The sequence below is a fragment of the Limnohabitans sp. T6-5 genome (assembly GCF_003063315.1).
Classification (GTDB): domain Bacteria; phylum Pseudomonadota; class Gammaproteobacteria; order Burkholderiales; family Burkholderiaceae_C; genus Limnohabitans_A.
In genome coordinates this window covers 576,234-593,300 of the sequence record NZ_NERV01000003.1, presented here as the reverse complement: position 1 = coordinate 593,300, position 17,067 = coordinate 576,234, and the positions used below count along the sequence as shown (strand labels likewise).

The 17,067-nt window shown below is 56.5% G+C and carries 17 protein-coding genes; 13 read left to right on the top strand and 4 right to left on the bottom strand.

From position 1 onward, the window contains the following. Positions 1–199: 199 nt before the first annotated feature. On the bottom strand, positions 200–1,009 hold the full coding sequence (locus B9Z51_RS14425; protein ID WP_108376037.1) for a 2-keto-4-pentenoate hydratase: 810 nt from the start codon (positions 1,007–1,009) through the stop codon (positions 200–202). Between the two features lie 846 nt (positions 1,010–1,855). On the opposite strand from B9Z51_RS14425, the gene B9Z51_RS14420 reads away from it, so the two are divergent. The 8 genes from B9Z51_RS14420 (at position 1,856) to B9Z51_RS14385 (ending at position 9,896) form a co-directional block, all read left to right on the top strand. Further along, entirely contained in the window at positions 1,856–2,839 is a 984-nt protein-coding gene (locus tag B9Z51_RS14420) for a hypothetical protein (RefSeq protein WP_233254976.1), read from the top strand. 178 nt (positions 2,840–3,017) lie between these two features. Further along, on the top strand, positions 3,018–5,393 hold the full coding sequence (locus tag B9Z51_RS14415; protein WP_108375806.1) for a catalase: 2,376 nt from the start codon (positions 3,018–3,020) through the stop codon (positions 5,391–5,393). Positions 5,394–5,452: 59 nt separating this feature from the next. Next, complete coding sequence (locus B9Z51_RS14410; RefSeq protein ID WP_146187777.1) at positions 5,453–6,484, top strand: PHB depolymerase family esterase; 1,032 nt, start codon at positions 5,453–5,455, stop codon at positions 6,482–6,484. Positions 6,485–6,643: 159 nt separating this feature from the next. Beyond that, complete coding sequence (locus tag B9Z51_RS18295) at positions 6,644–7,066, top strand: hypothetical protein (RefSeq protein ID WP_146187776.1); 423 nt, start codon at positions 6,644–6,646, stop codon at positions 7,064–7,066. A 345-nt stretch (positions 7,067–7,411) separates the two neighbouring features. Next, the gene (locus B9Z51_RS14400) at positions 7,412–7,789 is read left to right on the top strand and encodes a PRC-barrel domain-containing protein (RefSeq protein ID WP_108375803.1); all 378 of its coding nucleotides are present in this window, start codon (positions 7,412–7,414) and stop codon (positions 7,787–7,789) included. Between the two features lie 74 nt (positions 7,790–7,863). Next, positions 7,864–8,391: a hemerythrin domain-containing protein gene (locus tag B9Z51_RS14395; protein WP_108376035.1), complete on the top strand. Its 528-nt coding sequence runs from the start codon at positions 7,864–7,866 to the stop codon at positions 8,389–8,391. A 205-nt stretch (positions 8,392–8,596) separates the two neighbouring features. Continuing rightward, a complete protein-coding gene (locus B9Z51_RS14390; RefSeq protein WP_108375802.1) occupies positions 8,597–9,271 on the top strand; it encodes a transglutaminase family protein in 675 nt (224 codons plus the stop codon). Positions 9,272–9,647: 376 nt separating this feature from the next. After that, the gene (locus B9Z51_RS14385) at positions 9,648–9,896 is read left to right on the top strand and encodes a hypothetical protein (RefSeq protein WP_108376034.1); all 249 of its coding nucleotides are present in this window, start codon (positions 9,648–9,650) and stop codon (positions 9,894–9,896) included. A 24-nt stretch (positions 9,897–9,920) separates the two neighbouring features. Here B9Z51_RS14385 and B9Z51_RS14380 read toward each other — a convergent pair whose 3' ends face one another. The 3 genes from B9Z51_RS14380 to xseA form a co-directional block, all read right to left on the bottom strand. Further along, positions 9,921–11,204, bottom strand: a complete 1,284-nt coding sequence (locus B9Z51_RS14380) for a branched-chain amino acid ABC transporter substrate-binding protein (RefSeq protein WP_108376033.1) — start codon at positions 11,202–11,204, stop codon at positions 9,921–9,923. A 105-nt stretch (positions 11,205–11,309) separates the two neighbouring features. After that, positions 11,310–11,891 (bottom strand): Fe-Mn family superoxide dismutase, encoded by a 582-nt coding sequence (locus B9Z51_RS14375; RefSeq protein ID WP_108375801.1) that lies wholly within the window; start codon positions 11,889–11,891, stop codon positions 11,310–11,312. 258 nt (positions 11,892–12,149) lie between these two features. Next, positions 12,150–13,577 carry an exodeoxyribonuclease VII large subunit gene (xseA, locus tag B9Z51_RS14370; RefSeq protein ID WP_108375800.1) on the bottom strand — a complete coding sequence of 476 codons (1,428 nt, stop codon included), beginning with the start codon at positions 13,575–13,577 and terminating at the stop codon, positions 12,150–12,152. A 367-nt stretch (positions 13,578–13,944) separates the two neighbouring features. Here xseA and B9Z51_RS14365 point away from each other — a divergent pair, with 367 nt between their 5' ends. The 5 genes from B9Z51_RS14365 to kdsB are packed head-to-tail and all read left to right on the top strand — an operon-like array spanning position 13,945 to position 17,056. Next, positions 13,945–14,562, top strand: a complete 618-nt coding sequence (locus tag B9Z51_RS14365) for a MotA/TolQ/ExbB proton channel family protein (protein WP_108376032.1) — start codon at positions 13,945–13,947, stop codon at positions 14,560–14,562. An 11-nt stretch (positions 14,563–14,573) separates the two neighbouring features. Then, positions 14,574–14,996, top strand: coding sequence for a biopolymer transporter ExbD (locus B9Z51_RS14360; RefSeq protein WP_108376031.1), 423 nt, complete (start codon positions 14,574–14,576; stop codon positions 14,994–14,996). A gap of 6 nt (positions 14,997–15,002) precedes the next feature. After that, positions 15,003–16,025 carry a tetraacyldisaccharide 4'-kinase gene (gene lpxK / locus B9Z51_RS14355; RefSeq protein WP_108375799.1) on the top strand — a complete coding sequence of 341 codons (1,023 nt, stop codon included), beginning with the start codon at positions 15,003–15,005 and terminating at the stop codon, positions 16,023–16,025. A 38-nt stretch (positions 16,026–16,063) separates the two neighbouring features. Next, positions 16,064–16,270 (top strand): Trm112 family protein, encoded by a 207-nt coding sequence (locus B9Z51_RS14350; RefSeq protein ID WP_108375798.1) that lies wholly within the window; start codon positions 16,064–16,066, stop codon positions 16,268–16,270. A gap of 9 nt (positions 16,271–16,279) precedes the next feature. Beyond that, positions 16,280–17,056, top strand: a complete 777-nt coding sequence (gene kdsB, locus B9Z51_RS14345; RefSeq protein WP_108375797.1) for a 3-deoxy-manno-octulosonate cytidylyltransferase — start codon at positions 16,280–16,282, stop codon at positions 17,054–17,056. Positions 17,057–17,067: the final 11 nt, after the last annotated feature.

The window sequence follows — 17,067 nt, the reverse complement described above, 5'->3', positions numbered from 1 at the left end:
GTGGTCTTTGCGTCAATAACCGCTTTAACGAAAGGGCCACTGCACGGCTTGTTGTGGGTCAATGCAACTGACCCCACCCTGTTGGCTTTGGCGCGAGCCCGTGTCGGGGCTGAAGCCGCCGACCTACAACAGCCCACTCGTAGGTCGGTAGTTTCAACTCCAACATGGCTGGCTTCGGCGAAGGGCCGACATTCGGCTTTTAACGGATGCGGGCGTTCACGCTGCCCAAGGATGCCGAAAACTCGGCGCGCCAGGTTTCACCGGACAGCAGCGGCCATGCATCAGTCCAGGTGCCGGTGGTGACCACATCACCCGCTTGCAAATCGGCGGAACCTGGACATTGGCGCAATTCTTGCAATAAGTGCTGCAAGGCATTAAGCGGGCTGTCCAGCACGTTGGCGCCCGTGCCCTGCTCCACCCTCTGGTCATTTTTGAACAGTGTGACCTGAGCCTGTGCCAACAGGGCATGCAAGGCCTGCGCATCGGGGGCCAGGCTGCGCACAGGCAGGCGCTGGCCCACCAGCAACCGGGCATGCAAACCGCTGTCGGCCATGGTGTCGGTGGCGGTGAATTTCCAGTCTGGGGCATGCGACTGCACCACTTCAAAGCCTGGCGCCAGCCATTCGATGGCCTCAAACAATTGCTGCAAGCTGGCGTTGGCTGGTGGCGTGGCGCGCATGCCAAACACAATTTCGGGCTCCAGCCGGGGTTGACAGGTGTGGGCCAGGTCAATATTGCATGAGCCCGAGCCGGACGCATCGGCAAACACCAGTCCGGTGTCCCAGACCGTGCCCCACATCGGGCCATACACATCGTAGCGCTGCCAGAGCGTGCGGTTGGTGAAGCCGATCTTGTAGCCCTTGGGCACTTCGCCGCGCTGCATGCGCAATTGACGCACTGCCAGGGCTTGTTGATAGGCCGCCGCCCCATCGGGGCCGCCCACTGTGCCCGGCACTTGCGCCCATAAAAGGCCTTGGTCGTGATGCTGCAAAAGTTCTTCGGGGGTCATGTCAGCGCTCCTGTTGAATTTTTCAATTTGTTGCAGCGCCATGTTGGCTACCGCACGGAGCGGTATTTTCCCCTTGATTAGTATGAATTTGTAGGTTCTGTTGGCCTACGGATCATTGATTTTCAAACCATGAAAAGGATATTCCATGACCCAAAAGCAGCCCGACAACTCCAGTTCCAAGTCTGGGGATAAAAGTTCCAAGAGTGCCCATGAATCTTCGACTTCGCATAAATCGAGTGAGCACAAAGGAAGTGATCAGAAATCAAAAACGAACGACGATGACAAGAGCCAAGGGAGCCGCAATAAGTCAGGTTCTGGTGATCGTGGCAGTTCGCAACACAAGTGATTTGTGAAAAATACCCTGAGCTCAGCGAGGGGCTGACTCAGGCTCTTTACAAAACAACTGAATATTTCGTAAATATTTCAACAAATTGAGTTCAAGTCGTCCGTGTTATTTACATGATTGTCATGCATTTTATTCACCCTCAATTTTCTTTACGCCGCTCATAAAAAAACGTCCAGAAAATGAATTTGTTTATGAAAATTCAGCTGAAACCGTCATCAATTGTTTTATTTATTAAACTGCAATAATTAGAAAGCAAATTAATACAATGTAAGTAATAATTAATAAAATTTATATTTTAATGAACATTTAATTTCCATTGAAATTCCAATCCAAGCAACAACAAGGTGAACCATCGAACAATATCCTCCAGGATGTGTGGGTAGTCGCACAGATGCATTGGACAGATCCATTTACCGTAAAGATAACTGCCTGTTCGGGGTGCCCATGCAGTTTATCAATGACAGGCACTCTATCAATTTGCAATTCAAGTCAGGATAATTATGAATACTTCAGAAGCACTTGCAGAGGGAAATATCATTCATGACCCTCGTGATTTACACACCGGAGCTGACAGGCCTAAATCTGTTGATATTCAGGCCAGTGCTGTATCGTGGGGCGCCATCTTAGCGGGAGCAGCAGTGACTGCCATCATGTCGCTCATTTTGTTGATACTGGGGACGGGTTTAGGTTTATCTGCCGTATCGCCTTGGTCCGAAAAAGGGATCAGTGCCATCAGTTTTGGGGTCTCCACGATCGGGTGGTTGGCCCTGACACAAGTGATCGCCTCTGCACTTGGGGGTTACATCGCGGGTCGGCTGAGAACACGCTGGGTATCGGTTCATCCGAATGAAGTCTATTTTCGCGACACGGCACATGGTTTTTTATCTTGGACCATTGCTTCTTTGGCGACGGCATCTTTATTGACTTCTTTTGCCGGTTCAATCGCTGGCACGGCAACTCAAGTCGGCACCACCGTTGTCAATGGCGCCTCCATGGCGGGGGTGGCACTGGGCAATACTGAGCCCTCAAAATTTGATGCAGACAACAACCGAACAGATTATTTTCTCGACGCCCTGTTTCGCAGTCAGCCCTCTACAGGTTCAACCAACTCACCTCGTAATGCTGCTGGAGACAACACGGGTGGAGCCATGTCGGGAAATGCGCAGCAGCGTTCTGAGGTCTCGCATATTTTCATGAATTCCTTGCGCTCTGGGCCTTTGCCTCCAGCGGATGCGAGTTACACGGCTCAGCTCATTGCGCAACGCACGGGTTTGAGTCAGCAAGAAGCGGAACAACGGGTCAATGACGTCTATAGCCGCATGCAAGCCAGACTCAAGGCGGCACAAACGTCTGCGCGTGATGCAGCAGATAAGGCGCGCAAAGCATCCACCTATGCGACTTTATGGTTATTCGTTTCCATGCTTGCCGGGGCTTTTATGGCCAGCTGGACCGCTATTTATGGCGGGCGCCAGCGTGACAGGTAATGCCTCCGGATTTTTTCAATCCATACAACCCAAAAAGGAAATCTATGCGTTCAGTACTTTTGTATTTACTCGGCATCCCAATTCCCATCATCATTTTGATTGCATTGTTTATGCGATAGGTTTGAGATTTCAATTTCTTTTTCTGGCTTCCTGATGATTGAAAAGGCGGTGTATCAGCATGAATAAACGCAATACCAAAAGTAAAAGTACGTCACAAGACCTGAGCAGCAGTGCGGCCGACAAGGCGCAGCAAACAGACAATTTGGCGGCGAGTATGCCGTTCAATACCCAGAAAGGTTTAGAGCATGGGCGTGCAAACGCTCGAAATCAGCGCGCTGGACAGACTGCACAGGCCCAATCGCGTCTGCCCTCGGGCAGCACACTGACCGAGCAAAACAGCACGCAAAAGACGGGGAGCGTGGCAGCACAAGGCATGAATGGGAGCATCGCTTCATTGGACCGAGTGCGCGTGGATTCTGACGGCCAAATGCTGACGACCAACCAGGGCGTGCCTGTCAGCGATAACCAAAACTCCCTGAAGGCGGGTTTGCGCGGCCCGGTCTTGTTGGAAGATTTCATTTTGCGCGAGAAGATTACCCACTTTGACCATGAACGCATTCCCGAGCGCATTGTCCATGCACGCGGTTCAGGGGCACATGGCTATTTCGAATGCTATGAGCCCTTGACGCATCTCACCCGCGCTGCACCATTTCAAGCGGCCAACAAGTCCACGCCGGTGTTTGTTCGCTTTTCTACCGTGGCGGGCGAACGCGGCTCCAAGGACACCGCGCGTGATGTGCGAGGCTTCGCCGTCAAGTTTTACACCGATGAGGGCAATTGGGATTTGGTGGGCAACAACATGCCCGTCTTCTTTATTCAGGATGCCATCAAATTCCCTGACCTGATTCATGCGGTGAAGCCCGAGCCGCATCACCAAATGCCCCAGGCTGCAAGTGCGCATGACACTTTTTGGGACTTTGTTTCGCTGATGCCCGAGTCCACTCACATGCTCATGTGGGTCATGAGTGATCGCGCGATTCCGCGCAGTTACGCGACCATGGAAGGCTTTGGCGTGCACACATTCCGATTGGTGAATGCCGATGACGAATCCGTGTTTGTGAAGTTCCACTGGAAGCCCAAATTCGGCACGCATTCATTGGTGTGGGACGAGGCGGTGAAAATTTCAGGAGCAGACCCTGATTACCACCGTCGTGATCTGTGGGAGCGCATTGAATCAGGTGCCTTCCCTGAGTGGGAGTTGGGACTGCAGATCTTCACAGAAGAGCAAGCCGCCAAGTTCAGTTTCGACGTATTGGATGCCACCAAGCTGATTCCTGAGGAAGTTGTTCCGGTCACCTTGGTGGGGCGCATGGTGCTGAACCGCAATCCAGATAATTTTTTTGCAGAGACCGAGCAGGTGGCGTTTTGCGCCGCACATGTCGTACCGGGTATAGATTTCTCAAACGATCCTTTGCTGGCCGGGCGTATTCATTCCTATGTGGACACCCAGATATCGCGTTTGGGTGGACCCAATTTTCATGAAATCCCCATCAACAGCCCGATCAATCAAGTGCACAACAACCAGCGCGATGGCATGCACCGTCAAGCCATTCCTCGAGGACGCGTGTCTTATGAGCCCAATTCACTCGGTGGAGGGTGTCCGTTTCAGGCAGGGTCGAGCCAAGGCTTTGTGACGGTGCCCGAGCGTTTGCAGGCCCGGGAAGATCATTCAAAAATGCGTGGCAAGCCCGACAAGTTTGCTGACCATTACACCCAAGCCACCTTGTTTTTTAAAAGTCAGACACCACTGGAGCAGGCCCATATTGCCGCGGCATTCCGCTTTGAATTGAGCAAGCTGACCGTACCCGCCATTCGCCAACGCATGATCTCGTCGCTGCGAAACGTCTCAGAAGCATTGGCTCAGCAGGTGGCTGATGGCTTGGGCATGCCAAGTCTTCCGCCCGCCATGCCGATGGCATTGGCCAAGCCCGTCAAAGCTGAAGTTTTGGTTTCTTCACTGCTGTCGCTGACTGCCCGCCCCGGAGATGGTTCCATCACCGGGCGCAAGATCGCCATCCTGGCCGCTGATGGCATGCTGGGTAAAAGCGCCGTCGCCTTGCATGCCGCACTTTGTGCGCAAGGCGCGGCTGCGCTTTTCGTCGCGCCGTGTATCGGTGCAGTCAAAACGGCCGATGGCGTTGAGCTTGTGGCGGATGCGTCACTCGAAACCGAACCGGGCTTTTTATTTGACGCCTTGGTGCTGCCTGAAGGGGAGCAATGTGTGAACAATTTGGCCAACGAACCCCACACGCTGGACTGCATCAAAGACACGTATCGCCACGGTAAAACCTTGTTGGTCATGGGTGCCTCCCAAGCTCTTTTGAAATATGCGGAGGTTCCATTGCAACAGGTGAACGCAGGCATGGACCCCGGCTTGATCGTCGGGGACACCTATACAAATGCCCTGCGCGATGCATTCATCCAAGCCGTCTCACTTCATCGCCACCCCGAGCGGCAAGCGCTTATCCTCAAGTCTGAAAGATCTCGATCATGACGACTGATTTGCTGTTTCTGTGAAAACCCCTTTCAAACCCATTGGCAGTTTTTGACATCATGGCCCGTCGTGTTTCTTGGAATTTTTGGTCGAACATGGTTGAACACGGAGCACGCTCTGTGTTGAGTGGCGCAGGCCGTGCGACAAAAAAATGGTTGCGATCAAGCTTGCGTTCTGAAGCGGCGGCAAACCTATCAAAAATCATCTCTAAAAATCCTCAAAAGGGTTGGAAGACAGGCGTGACTCACAGCCTTGCAGGTGTGCGGAAATATGGCCTATACAGGCCACCCCACCTGCCGGCAAAGAAGGCCTGTCCGATGGTGGTGATGTTGCATGGCTGTGATCAGAATGCGATGGATTTTTCTGCACTCACTCGCATGAATCGACTGGCGAGGATTTTTGGATTTATGGTGCTGTATCCAGAACAAGACCGAATGACGAATCCGCTGGGGTGTTGGAATTGGTTTCAAAAACGCGGCGGACGCGCGCAGTTGGAAGCGGCCAGCATCATGGCTGCTTTGGACCATGCCGCCAACTTGCATGCGGTGGATTCTTCGCGCGTAGCAATTGCAGGCATGTCAGCGGGCGCCAGCATGGCCGCGTTGACAGCGCTGCATTTTCCCCATCGATTCACCGCGGTCGTGATGCATTCGGGTGTTGAACCTACTTTGGTAAATTCTTCTGCTGCTGCTGTGGCCGCCATGCATGGACGCTATCGAATATCCCTGCGCGCGCCTAAGCAGGTCCTGAACTTGCCCGCATTGCTGGTGATCCAGGGAAACCTGGATCCTGTGGTGTCTCAAGCCAATGGTTTGCGAGCGGCGCAAATATGGGCCGCCCACGCCCAAGCGCAACCTGAAGCAGCGCGTCTGGTTCAGCGGGGCAAGCGTTATTCTTTCTTTTCTACGGACTGGTTCGTCGGGAAACAATTGCAAGTGACGCTCCATGCAGTCAATGGCTTAGGTCATGCATGGAGTGGTGGCGCAGCCTCGCAAGCCTATTCGGACCCGAAAGGGCCAGACGCTTCACGCATGGTCTGGGCTTTTGCACAACAACAATTTGAAACGCGTATTCAGTCAAACCCCCTTTAGCTTTTAAATGACGGCATTGACATGGTGACAGCTTTTGACTTGCATCTACTTTGTATAGGCTTGCGTTAAATGGCGAACCAACAGCATTGAAACTCCACCCTAATATGACCAAGGTGCTTGCAGCCTTGCTTTCCTTGCACCATTTCAAGGAGATTTCAAATGTCCATTGTTTCTGCAACACCAAACCGCGAAATCCCACCTGAGAAGAAACATGAGGGCATAGAAACCCCGCACGATCCTTCGATTCCATACACAGGCGATCACCCGACAGGCATCGATCCAGAGCCTGAACCGAGCGACGATGTCAAGACGCCTGGAACGCATCCACTGCAAGATCCGAAAAAGAGCGATACAGGTGGACCTGGTCTGGATTTGCCACTGCCACATGAGCGGGACGAGTCAATCCCCAATACAACCCAAGAACCTGACCCGGTCATGCTGCAAGCTAAACGTGACCTGGACGCAGGACTGGTGGATACCGATATGCGCGCTACGCCAGGTTTGGATGGGAAAAAACGCAGCGAGATGGTGCCTGGCCCCGGCGGAAAACCTCCGTCGGATGCTTTCAAATCAACATCTTGAAGATGCCGCTGGCGTGGATATGCCGCACTGTGCGGCATGACATGGCCTGCTCTGGGCTTGGGTCATGAAGACGGCGCTACAAATGCGCTTTCCGATGCAGTCATCAAAAGCCATATCACGTCATCGACGCCACAGCGTGAACTTGATCCCGTTCCTGATCCGACATCCATTGAGCAAGCAGGTATCCCCTTCTTGCCTTGAATGTGAGACTTCACGCCCAGTGTGCAGACGCACAGACCGCCCAACGAGGGATAAATAGAGTGGATTTGGGACCCATTGATCAATGCGTTGGGATGACTGCATTGACATGTATCAGGTTCCTTCACTTTAAACAGGAGATTCAACATGAATCAAACACAATCGGTAGCTTTCGGGAATTCACCGATCAAGGCCTCCAACGTCATAGGCAAAGATGTTGTCAACCCCGCGGGGAAAAATCTTGGCGATATCAAAGAGATCATGCTAGACCCCGTGAGCGGAAAAGTGGCCTATGCGGTGCTCTCATTTGGAGGTTTTCTCGGCTTGGGCGAAAAACTTTTTGCCGTTCCATTTTCAGCGCTCACCTACAACCATGAGCAAGACGATTACAGATTGGATGTGAACGAGGAGCGTTTGACCAGCGCACCTGGTTTTGACTCTTCAAATTGGCCAACAATGGCCAGCGAGGAATGGAATCGCGACATCTACAAGTTCTATGAAAAACGCCCCTATTGGGAAATTTAAGTCTTGAAGGCCGGGGCATTTGTACAAGGAACAACTGCCCTTCACTTTTCACTTTTTCAATGAAAGGAAAATTCATGACCATTTCCAAGTCAGCCTCCACAGGCACCTCCCCTCGATCAAGCAAAAGCACAAGGAGCCCCCCCAACCAAGGCGTTTTGACGCTGCTGAAAGAGGATCACCGAGAAGTCAAAAAACTTTTCACGGCCTATCAAAGATTGGTGGACCTTGAAGCATCAACGGCCCAGCGCCGTATAGCAGTTCAGCAAATATGCACCCTGCTCACGGTCCACGCGACTGTCGAAGAAGAATTGTTCTACCCGGCTTTACGCACAGGCTCAGAGGACGCAAAAGACCTGCTTGATGAAGCTGAAGTTGAGCATGCATCCGTCAAGGACTTGGTTACGCAATTGCAGGACATGGATCCGACAGATTTTTTGTACAACGCCAAAGTCAAGGTGCTGGGCGAATACGTCAATCACCATGTCAAAGAAGAAGAGTCCGAGTTGTTTCCAAAAGCGAAGAAAACCGAACTGGACCTGGATGAGTTGGGGATTCAAGTCAAGAACCGAAAGGAAGAACTCATGGGCTCAGGAATCCAATGATGGAAATCCCCCACCACCGATGCCCAACGAGTGCATTGGATTTTTAGGCACGGTCAGCGAGCTCAGGCCCTCATTCGTATCCGGGAGAACTTGATGACCCGATACAGTAAAAAAGCATCCGACAAACACGCCCCAGAAGCGGCCAGTCAGGCACGATAACCACGGTGACACCGCCCCGGCTGCCACACAGGCTACAGTCAAAGGCATGACCAACCAGCTTTCTGCACTCACCCTGGCCCCCACCACGTTGTTGGACAGCGATCACCCTGCGGTGATGGCCTTTGCCCATGAACACGCACAGGGCCTCACGGACCGGGAAAAGGCCGTGTCCCTGTACTTGGCTGTGCGCGACCAGTTCCGTTACGACCCGTACCGCATTGATTTGTCGCCCGCAGGCATGAAAGCCAGCACGGTCATCACCAACGGCTACGGCTGGTGCGTGCCCAAAGCGGCCTTGATGGTGGCGGTCTGCCGTGCGGCCGGGCTGCATGCCCGCCCTGGTTATGCCGATGTGCGCAACCACCTGAGCACTGAACGCATGCGCCAGACCATGAAGACCGACCTCTTCATCTGGCACGGCTACGCCGACATCTGGCTGGATGGCCAGTGGGTCAAGGCCACCCCGGCCTTCAACATCGAGCTTTGCGACAAATTCGGGCTGCTGCCGCTGGAGTTTGATGGCAGCAACGACTCGATCTATCACCCCTTCGATAAATCGGGGCACCGCCACATGGAGTACGTGAACCAGCGGGGCGCCTTCGACGACATGCCTCTGGAGCAAATCGTGCACGACTTTGACGCACTCTATGGCGCCTGGATGGGCGGCGACAACGCCTTGCGCCAGGCGAATTTCCAACAGGATGTGGACCAGGAGACCTGACAAGTTCGCGATGACGGCTTCTTGGGTGCTGTATGAAAAAACAGTATACTGAGGTCGTCAGTGCTTCCTGCAGTTGCCTGACTTTTCTTTTTTATGCGCCCTCCGGGGCGCATTTTTTTTAACTCGGCCAATGGGCTGCTGCGCTTTTGGCCACAAGGACTGCATGCGCCCCCATGCAGACGATGACGCCAGAGCGCACTTGTCGGACTCTGCGAGTGCCGACCTGCAAGACCGATCTGCCAGATGGGTTTGAAAAAAACTGCCTGACGCCAGTTGCATGGTGCATGCGGGACAAACACCGCTACTTTTTGACACATTCAAGGCTTGGCCACCAATGACTTATGATTTTGATTTTTTAACCCACAAAATCATCATCATGAAAAAATTGTCATTTGCAGTGATCGCCCTGCTTTGCACTTCCGTCTGGGCTCAAGACGCCACTTGCAACACTGCCTTGAGCGAAAAGAAGCTGGCAGGTGCCGCCAAAACGTCATTTCTGAAAAAGTGCGAGGCCGATGCCACCAGCAAATGTGAAGCCGCAGCAGCCGAGCGCAAGCTGGCCGGTGCTGCCAAAACCAGCAACATCAAGAAATGTGTCAAAGAGGCTGTGGGCGAAACCCAATGAGCTGAATGCGAGGATGCCCGCCCATCAACCGGGGCGCATCATCTTGCAAGTGGTCGGCATGCGGGCCTGTTCGGCCCGAATTTGACGCACGACCTTGAAGCCGTAGCCTGAGCCTTCCACATCAAAAGGCACCCCTGGCGTGCCTTGGCGTGCCATCGTCCCGACCACCAGACCTTGCTGGAACTGGTGATCCTCGGCGCGCATGCTGCCGGTTTGCCCAGCCAGACTGACGCGTGCTTTTTCAAGTGCCAGGGCTACGGCCACCGGATCGGTGCTGCCTGCGCGCTCCATGGCCTGCGCCAAGGCTTCGATCATGAGTTGCATGCGCAAGTGCACGTAGTCTTCGTTCGGCTTGGGAAAACGTTGGCGAAAAGCCCGGTAAAACTGCTCACTGGCTTGGCCCGGCACATTGGGCAGCCAGTCGGCCACCGCCACCACACGGCCTACACCTGCATCACCCATGGCCGCCGGGGCGCCCAAGGCATTTCCATAAAAGGTGTAGAACTTGCCCTCGTAACCCGCCTCGCGGGCGGCCTTGACGAGCAGCGTCAGGTCATTGCCCCAGTTGCCGGTGATCACGGCCTGCGCGCCGCTGGCCTTGATCTTGGCCGCGTAAGGCAAGAAGTCCTTCACGCGGCCCATGGGGTGCAGCTCCTCGCCCACAACGGCAACGTCCGGGCGCTGGGCCTGCAGTTGCTGGCGGGCTTCGCGCAACACAGATTGCCCAAAGCTGTAGTCCTGCCCGATCAGGTAAACCGATCGGAGCTTTTTGTCTTCACGCAAAACCTGCATCAGGGCGGCCACACGCATGTCGGCATGGGCATCAAAGCGAAAGTGCCAAAAGCTGCATTTCTCGTTGGTCAGTGCAGGATCGACCGCCGAGTAGTTCAAAAACAGCACACGCTTGCCCGGTTCGCGCTCGTTGTGCTTGTTGATGGCGTCGATCAGGGCTGCGGCATTGGCCGAGGAATTGCCTTGCAACACCACTTGCGCCCCATCGTCAATGGCCGACTTCAGGGCCGACAAAGCTTCCTCGTTTTGACCCTTGCTGTCGTAGCGCTCCAGCGCGAAGGGGCGAAGGCCCTGCGCCGTCTTGACGCCGCCCCGGGCGTTGACGCGCTCTACAGCCCAGGCGATGTTGCGCACCACCGCTTCGCCGGTGTTGGCAAAAGGGCCGCTCAGGCCTTCAATGAGTGCCAACTTGATGGGCGCAGGCGATTGTGCGGCGGCCGTCAAGGCGAACAAAGACAATGCCGTTGTCAGCAGACGACGACGCGACAAAACATGAAATAGAGCCAATAAACGCATCAAAGAGACACCTTTCAGCGTCGCAGACATGGAGCACATAGCGGCGCAATGGACTGATAAAAAAGCCCGGACAAGCCGGGCTTATGACAGAAGGATGAACTTCGATCAGGCGAAGTTGGCTTCTGCGAACGACCAGTTCACCAAGTTGCTCAGGAAAGTTTCCACGAACTTTGGACGCAGGTTGCGGTAGTCGATGTAGTAGGCGTGTTCCCACACGTCCACAGTCAGCAGCGCTTTGTCAGCGGTGGTCAGGGGGGTGCCCGCAGCGCCCATGTTGACGATGTCCACAGAGCCATCGGCCTTTTTGACCAACCAGGTCCAGCCGGAGCCGAAATTGCCCACTGCGCTCTTGACAAAGGCTTCCTTGAATGCGGCGTAGCTGCCGAATTTGGCATGGATGGCTTCAGCCAAAGCGCCAGTGGGCTCGCCGCCGCCTTGGGGCTTCATGCAGTTCCAAAAGAAGGTGTGGTTCCAGATCTGGGCAGCGTTGTTGTAGATGCCACCGCTGGACTTTTTGACGATTTCTTCGAGGCTCTTGCTCTCGAATTCAGTGCCTTTTTGCAGGTTGTTCAGGTTCACGACGTAAGCGTTGTGGTGCTTGCCGTGGTGAAACTCCAGAGTTTCCTGGCTGTAGTGAGGGGCCAATGCGTCAATCGCGTAAGGCAGTACGGGCAAGGTGTGTTCCATGATGGATCCTCTTGTGGGGTTACGGGTTGTTGGTCAACCCGTGCATTTTAGAGGCTGAGCGATCGCCCTTCGAGCCAGGGTTATTCAACCGCCCCTGCCAGCTCCCCCATTGTGGGTCAGCGCACAGTTGTCGGGGCTGAAGCCCCTCGACCTCCAAAAAACCGCCGACCTCAGCCTCATGTCGGGGTCTGCGAACACCGACCCACAAAATCCGCAGGCCTTACCCCGTCGGCACTCGCAGAGTTCGACGTTTTGAAATCACCGACTGGGCCGAACGGTGAGCGGCACATCGCCATCGGCCAAGGTGGCGCGAACTTTCTGGCCGGGTTGGAATTGGGCGACCTGCGTCATGGCCAGGCCGGTTTCGTCGCTGAGCCAGGCGTAGCCGCGCTCCAGCACGCGGTGCGGGTCGACCGACGACAGGCGCAATGCGGCGCGCTCCAGCCGTTCAGTGCGCTGTTGCATTTGTTGGCCCTGACTGAAACGCAAACGGTCATCCAGGCGTTCGAGCTGATGGCTGCTTGCGGTCTGCGCGCTTTGCACGCCCACTTGCAGGCGATGCGCCAAGCGGTCCAGCCACTGGCTGTGCTGGCCCAGCAAGGCCTGGGGGCGACTCAGGCGAGCGGCGATGGCGCTCAGGCGCTGTGCCTGGCGCTCTTGTTGGCGCTCCAGGCCCACGCCCCATCGGGCCGCCACGCTGTCCAGCCGCTGGGACTGCCGGTCTTGCTGACGCTGCATGCCATGGCCCAGCCGCGAGGCGATGCCATCCAAACGCTGGGCTTGGCGGTCTTGCTGACGCAACAGGCCACGGGTCAAGCGGTGTTCGAGCACGGACAGGCTTTCGAGCCCGACACCCCGGTCGGGCGCGGCCATTTCAGCGGCAGCGGTGGGCGTGGGGGCTCGGACATCAGCCACAAAGTCGGCGATGGTGAAGTCGGTCTCGTGGCCCACGCCACAAATCACAGGCACTGGGCTTTGGGCGATCACGCGGGCCAGGTTTTCATCATTGAAAGACCACAAATCCTCCATGGCCCCACCGCCACGCACCAGCAAGATCACGTCCACAGGTGGGCTCAGGGGGTTGTCTTCCGCGGTCAGGGCGTACATGTTCTGCAAGGCCTGAACCAGCGTGGCGGCGGCCCCCGCGCCTTGCACCAAGGCGGGGGCCATGAGCACGGGAATGTGCGGCACCCGTCTTTGCAGGGCCGTCACCACATCGTGCCAGGCGGCGGCGCCCAGCGAGGTGACCACGCCAATGGCTCGCGCTTGTTCGGGGAGGTCTCGCTTGTGGGCCGGATCGAACAGGCCCTCGGCCTCCAGCTTGGCTTTGAGCCGCAAAAACTGCTCAAACAAGGCCCCTTGCCCAGCCCGCTCCATGGATTCGACCACCAGCTGCAGGTCTCCCCGGGCTTCGTAGACGCCCAATCGGCCACGCACTTCGACCAACTCACCATCGCGGGGCGAAAAGTTCATCAGGCTGGCCGCTCTGCGAAACATGGCGCAACGGATTTGCCCGGCATCGTCCTTGATCGAAAAGTAGCAATGTCCGCTGGCTGCGCGAGAGAAGCCAGAAATCTCGCCGCGCACCGTGACGGGGTTGAAGCGCAGATCCAGCGCATCAGCCACGGCGCGGCACAGCGCCGAAACTGTCCACGCACGCGGCGTCAAATCATCAAAAAGGGCCATGGTGTCTTATTTTTCAAGGGTTTCAAACCGATTTGCTCCGCTAAAGCGCATGCCGCGTACATCAAGTACTCCACAGGCATGCACCTTCTCATGAAAGACCGATTCTCTATCGAGCAGAAATTCCAGAATCGCTTTAAGTCTTTGATTTAAAACATTTTTTGACTTCATTGATTCAGATGAATTTTAAAAATCACCCACAAACACAAGTACCTAATAAACTGTATTTAGGAGTTCTTCACAAAGTTATCCACAGAAACTCCGCCTCAAAATGTGCTCCCGAACGCCATGGCGCACTCATCAGAACAGTTTTGACCATCGTCCATAATCACTGCCGTTTGTGAACGTTATGAAACTGGAAGGAATTGCTTTGTTATCCATCATACAAGCCGCTGGATGGCCCATTTGGCCCTTGATCGTGTGCTCAATTTTGGCTTTGGCGCTGATCGTCGAACGCTTGTTCCAGCTGCAAACGAACAAAATCATGCCCGCCAAGGTCATGGAGCAGGCACTGGATGCCACCCGCCGCGGCTTTCCCACGGAGGACGTGATCACCAGGCTGGAAAACACCGGCGTCATGGGCACCGTGCTGGCCAGCGGCCTGCGCAGCCTGCAAAAAAACCCGCAAGCCACCAACGAAGACGTCCATGCCAGCATGGAAATGGCGGGTCGCATTGCCGCTCAGCAGCTCGAACGCTATCTGCCCGCACTGGCCACCATCGCCTCTGCTGCACCTTTGCTGGGCTTGCTGGGTACGGTGGTCGGCATGATCGAGATTTTTGGCGCCCACACTGCCGCCAACAACCAACCCGCGCAACTGGCCCACGGCATCTCTGTGGCCTTGTACAACACGGCGTTGGGCCTGATCGTGGCCATTCCGGCCTTGATGTTCTGGCGCTATTTCAGAGCGGTCGTCGATGGCCACCTGCTGGCCATGGAAGTGGCTGCTGAACGCTTCGCTCGCCACCTGGCCCACCTGCGCGACTGAGTGAGTTGTTTGTGAAATTCCGAAAAAACCACGGCTCGCCCGAGCCGGAGATCAACCTGATCCCCTTCATTGACGTGTTGCTGGTGATCCTGATCTTCCTGATGCTGACCACCACCTGGTCCCGCCTGACCGAGATCAACCTCACCTTGCCTGTGGCCGACGCCCAAAAGCAAACCGAGCGTCCACGGCACATCATTCTGACGGTCACCTCTCAGGGCCAATACGCGATCAACAAGTCCCCCGTAGGCGGCACCTCGGTGAGCGCGCTGGCAGCAGTGCTGACGCCTTTGGCCAGCAAAGATGTGACCTTGATCATCAGCGCCGACGCCTCGGCTACGCACCAGGCCGTGGTCAATGCCATGGAAGCGGCGCGGCGCAGCGGCTTGTCGCAAATCACTTTCGCCACCCAATCGGCCGAAGTCCCCGGCTCCTGAGTTGACATGAGCCTGCGCGCCTACCTTCACCAGCATCTGCCCCAGGTCTGGTCAGGTCGCGGCATGGTCGCCAGGCTGTTGCTGCCTGTGGCCTGGCTTTATGGCGCGCTGATGCTGTTGCGGCGCTGGGCCTATCGGGCGGGCTACTTCAAGTCCGAACGCGTGCCCGCTCTGGTCATTGTGGTGGGCAATGTGGTGGCGGGCGGCGCTGGCAAAACCCCGACCACCATCGCCCTGGTGCAACACCTGATGTCGCAGGGGCTGCGTGTCGGGGTGATCTCACGCGGCCATGGGCGCGTGACCCGTGACACACGGCCTGTGGAACGCGACAGTCAGCCGCAGGACGTGGGGGATGAACCGCTGCTGATCCACCAGACCACCGGTGCCCCTTTGTGGGTGGCAGCGCTGCGCGCCGATGCCGCCCGTGCCTTGCTGCAAGCCCACCCCGAAGTGCAAATCCTCGTCTGTGACGACGGTTTGCAGCATCTGGCGCTGGCCCGTGACATTGAAATTTGCGTGATGGACGAGCGCGGTGTCGGCAATGGCTGGCTGCTGCCCGCAGGCCCCTTGCGTGAAACCTGGCCACGCCAAGTGGATTTGCTGCTGCACACCGGACCCTCTGCGGTGGGCGGCGGTTATCAAGCCCGCAGGCAATTGGCCCCGCATGCACGGGCCTCCGATGGGCAACTTGTTTTACTGGGCGATTTGCAAGCTCAAGCCGTGGATGCGGTCGCTGGCTTGGCCAGGCCTCAGGCATTTTTTGACATGCTCAGGCAATCAGGCATGCGCGTGGCTCAGACCACCGCCTTGCCGGACCACCACGACTATGCCCAGTGGCCCACATCCACTTCTCACAGCACCTCGCAGCGCCCTTTGCTGTGCACCGAAAAAGATGCCGCCAAATTGTGGCAGCACGATCCCCACGCTCTGGCGGTGCCGCTGCAACTGACGCCGGAAGACGGCTTTTGGCGCGCGCTGGATGCCTTGATTGCACAAAAAATGCCCGTAAACGTTTCAGCGTCGCGTTGACTCGCGCTGGGCCGCCCGCTGCCCGGTATCATCGGCACATGGACACCAAATTGCTTGAACTGCTGGTTTGCCCGGTCACCAAGGGCCCTCTGAACTTTGACCGCGAGCGTCAGGAACTCCTCTCACGCAGCGCCCGCTTGGCTTACCCGGTGCATAACGGCATCCCGATCCTGCTGGAAAACGAAGCCCGCACATTGAGCGACGAAGAAATCGACAAACTCGCGGCCCTGCGCCCTGCACTCTGAGCCCCGCCCATGAGCACACCTGCTTCCAAGGGCTTCACGGTCCTGATTCCGGCACGCATGGCGTCGAGCCGTCTGCCCAACAAACCCATCGCCGACATTGCAGGCACCCCGATGGTGGTGCGCGTGGCTCAAAGAGCGCTGCTGTCGCAGGCCAGCCGTGTGGTGGTGGCCGCCGATGATCAACGCATTGTTCAGGCCTGCCGGGCGCATGGCATTGAGGCCCTGCTGACGCGCCAGGACCACGTCAGCGGCAGCGACCGCCTGGCCGAAGCCTGCCAACTGCTCGGCCTGCCCGATGACGCCGTCGTGGTCAATGTGCAAGGCGACGAGCCCGTGATTCCCCCTGCACTCATCAACGAGGTGGCCCGCCTGCTGACCGATCGCCCTGACGCCAGCATGAGCACGGCAGCACACGCCATCAGCAGCCTGGAAGAATTCACCAACCCCAATGTGGTCAAAGTGGTCATGGACGCGCGCCAGATGGCGCTGTATTTCAGCCGCGCCCCCATCCCCTGGTGGCGTGACGGGCAATCGGGCTCATCCTTCAAAGCCTTGCCCAACCCTGCCCCCCTGCGCCACATCGGCATTTATGGCTACCGCGCCGGGTTTCTGGCGCTCTTTCCGAAGCTGCCGCCTGCGCCTGTCGAAACCATGGAATCGCTGGAACAACTGCGCGCCATGTGGCACGGTCACCGCATTGCGGTGCACGTCACCGACGAAGCGCCCGGCCCTGGCGTGGACACCCCCGAAGACCTCGAACGCGTGCGCAAACTGCTGGCCAACTGACCCCCTGCAGC

What these genes read in the sequence shown, in the direction of transcription:
- B9Z51_RS14425 (WP_108376037.1), bottom strand. Translation starts at nt 1,009, where the DNA reads ATGACCCCCGAAGAACTTTTGCAGCATCACGACCAAGGCCTTTTATGG.
- B9Z51_RS14420 (WP_233254976.1), top strand. Translation starts at nt 1,856, where the DNA reads ATGAATACTTCAGAAGCACTTGCAGAGGGAAATATCATTCATGACCCT.
- B9Z51_RS14415 (WP_108375806.1), top strand. Translation starts at nt 3,018, where the DNA reads ATGAATAAACGCAATACCAAAAGTAAAAGTACGTCACAAGACCTGAGC.
- B9Z51_RS14410 (WP_146187777.1), top strand. Translation starts at nt 5,453, where the DNA reads ATGGCCCGTCGTGTTTCTTGGAATTTTTGGTCGAACATGGTTGAACAC.
- B9Z51_RS18295 (WP_146187776.1), top strand. Translation starts at nt 6,644, where the DNA reads ATGTCCATTGTTTCTGCAACACCAAACCGCGAAATCCCACCTGAGAAG.
- B9Z51_RS14400 (WP_108375803.1), top strand. Translation starts at nt 7,412, where the DNA reads ATGAATCAAACACAATCGGTAGCTTTCGGGAATTCACCGATCAAGGCC.
- B9Z51_RS14395 (WP_108376035.1), top strand. Translation starts at nt 7,864, where the DNA reads ATGACCATTTCCAAGTCAGCCTCCACAGGCACCTCCCCTCGATCAAGC.
- B9Z51_RS14390 (WP_108375802.1), top strand. Translation starts at nt 8,597, where the DNA reads ATGACCAACCAGCTTTCTGCACTCACCCTGGCCCCCACCACGTTGTTG.
- B9Z51_RS14385 (WP_108376034.1), top strand. Translation starts at nt 9,648, where the DNA reads ATGAAAAAATTGTCATTTGCAGTGATCGCCCTGCTTTGCACTTCCGTC.
- B9Z51_RS14380 (WP_108376033.1), bottom strand. Translation starts at nt 11,204, where the DNA reads ATGCGTTTATTGGCTCTATTTCATGTTTTGTCGCGTCGTCGTCTGCTG.
- B9Z51_RS14375 (WP_108375801.1), bottom strand. Translation starts at nt 11,891, where the DNA reads ATGGAACACACCTTGCCCGTACTGCCTTACGCGATTGACGCATTGGCC.
- xseA (WP_108375800.1), bottom strand. Translation starts at nt 13,577, where the DNA reads ATGGCCCTTTTTGATGATTTGACGCCGCGTGCGTGGACAGTTTCGGCG.
- lpxK (WP_108375799.1), top strand. Translation starts at nt 15,003, where the DNA reads ATGAGCCTGCGCGCCTACCTTCACCAGCATCTGCCCCAGGTCTGGTCA.
- B9Z51_RS14350 (WP_108375798.1), top strand. Translation starts at nt 16,064, where the DNA reads ATGGACACCAAATTGCTTGAACTGCTGGTTTGCCCGGTCACCAAGGGC.
- kdsB (WP_108375797.1), top strand. Translation starts at nt 16,280, where the DNA reads ATGAGCACACCTGCTTCCAAGGGCTTCACGGTCCTGATTCCGGCACGC.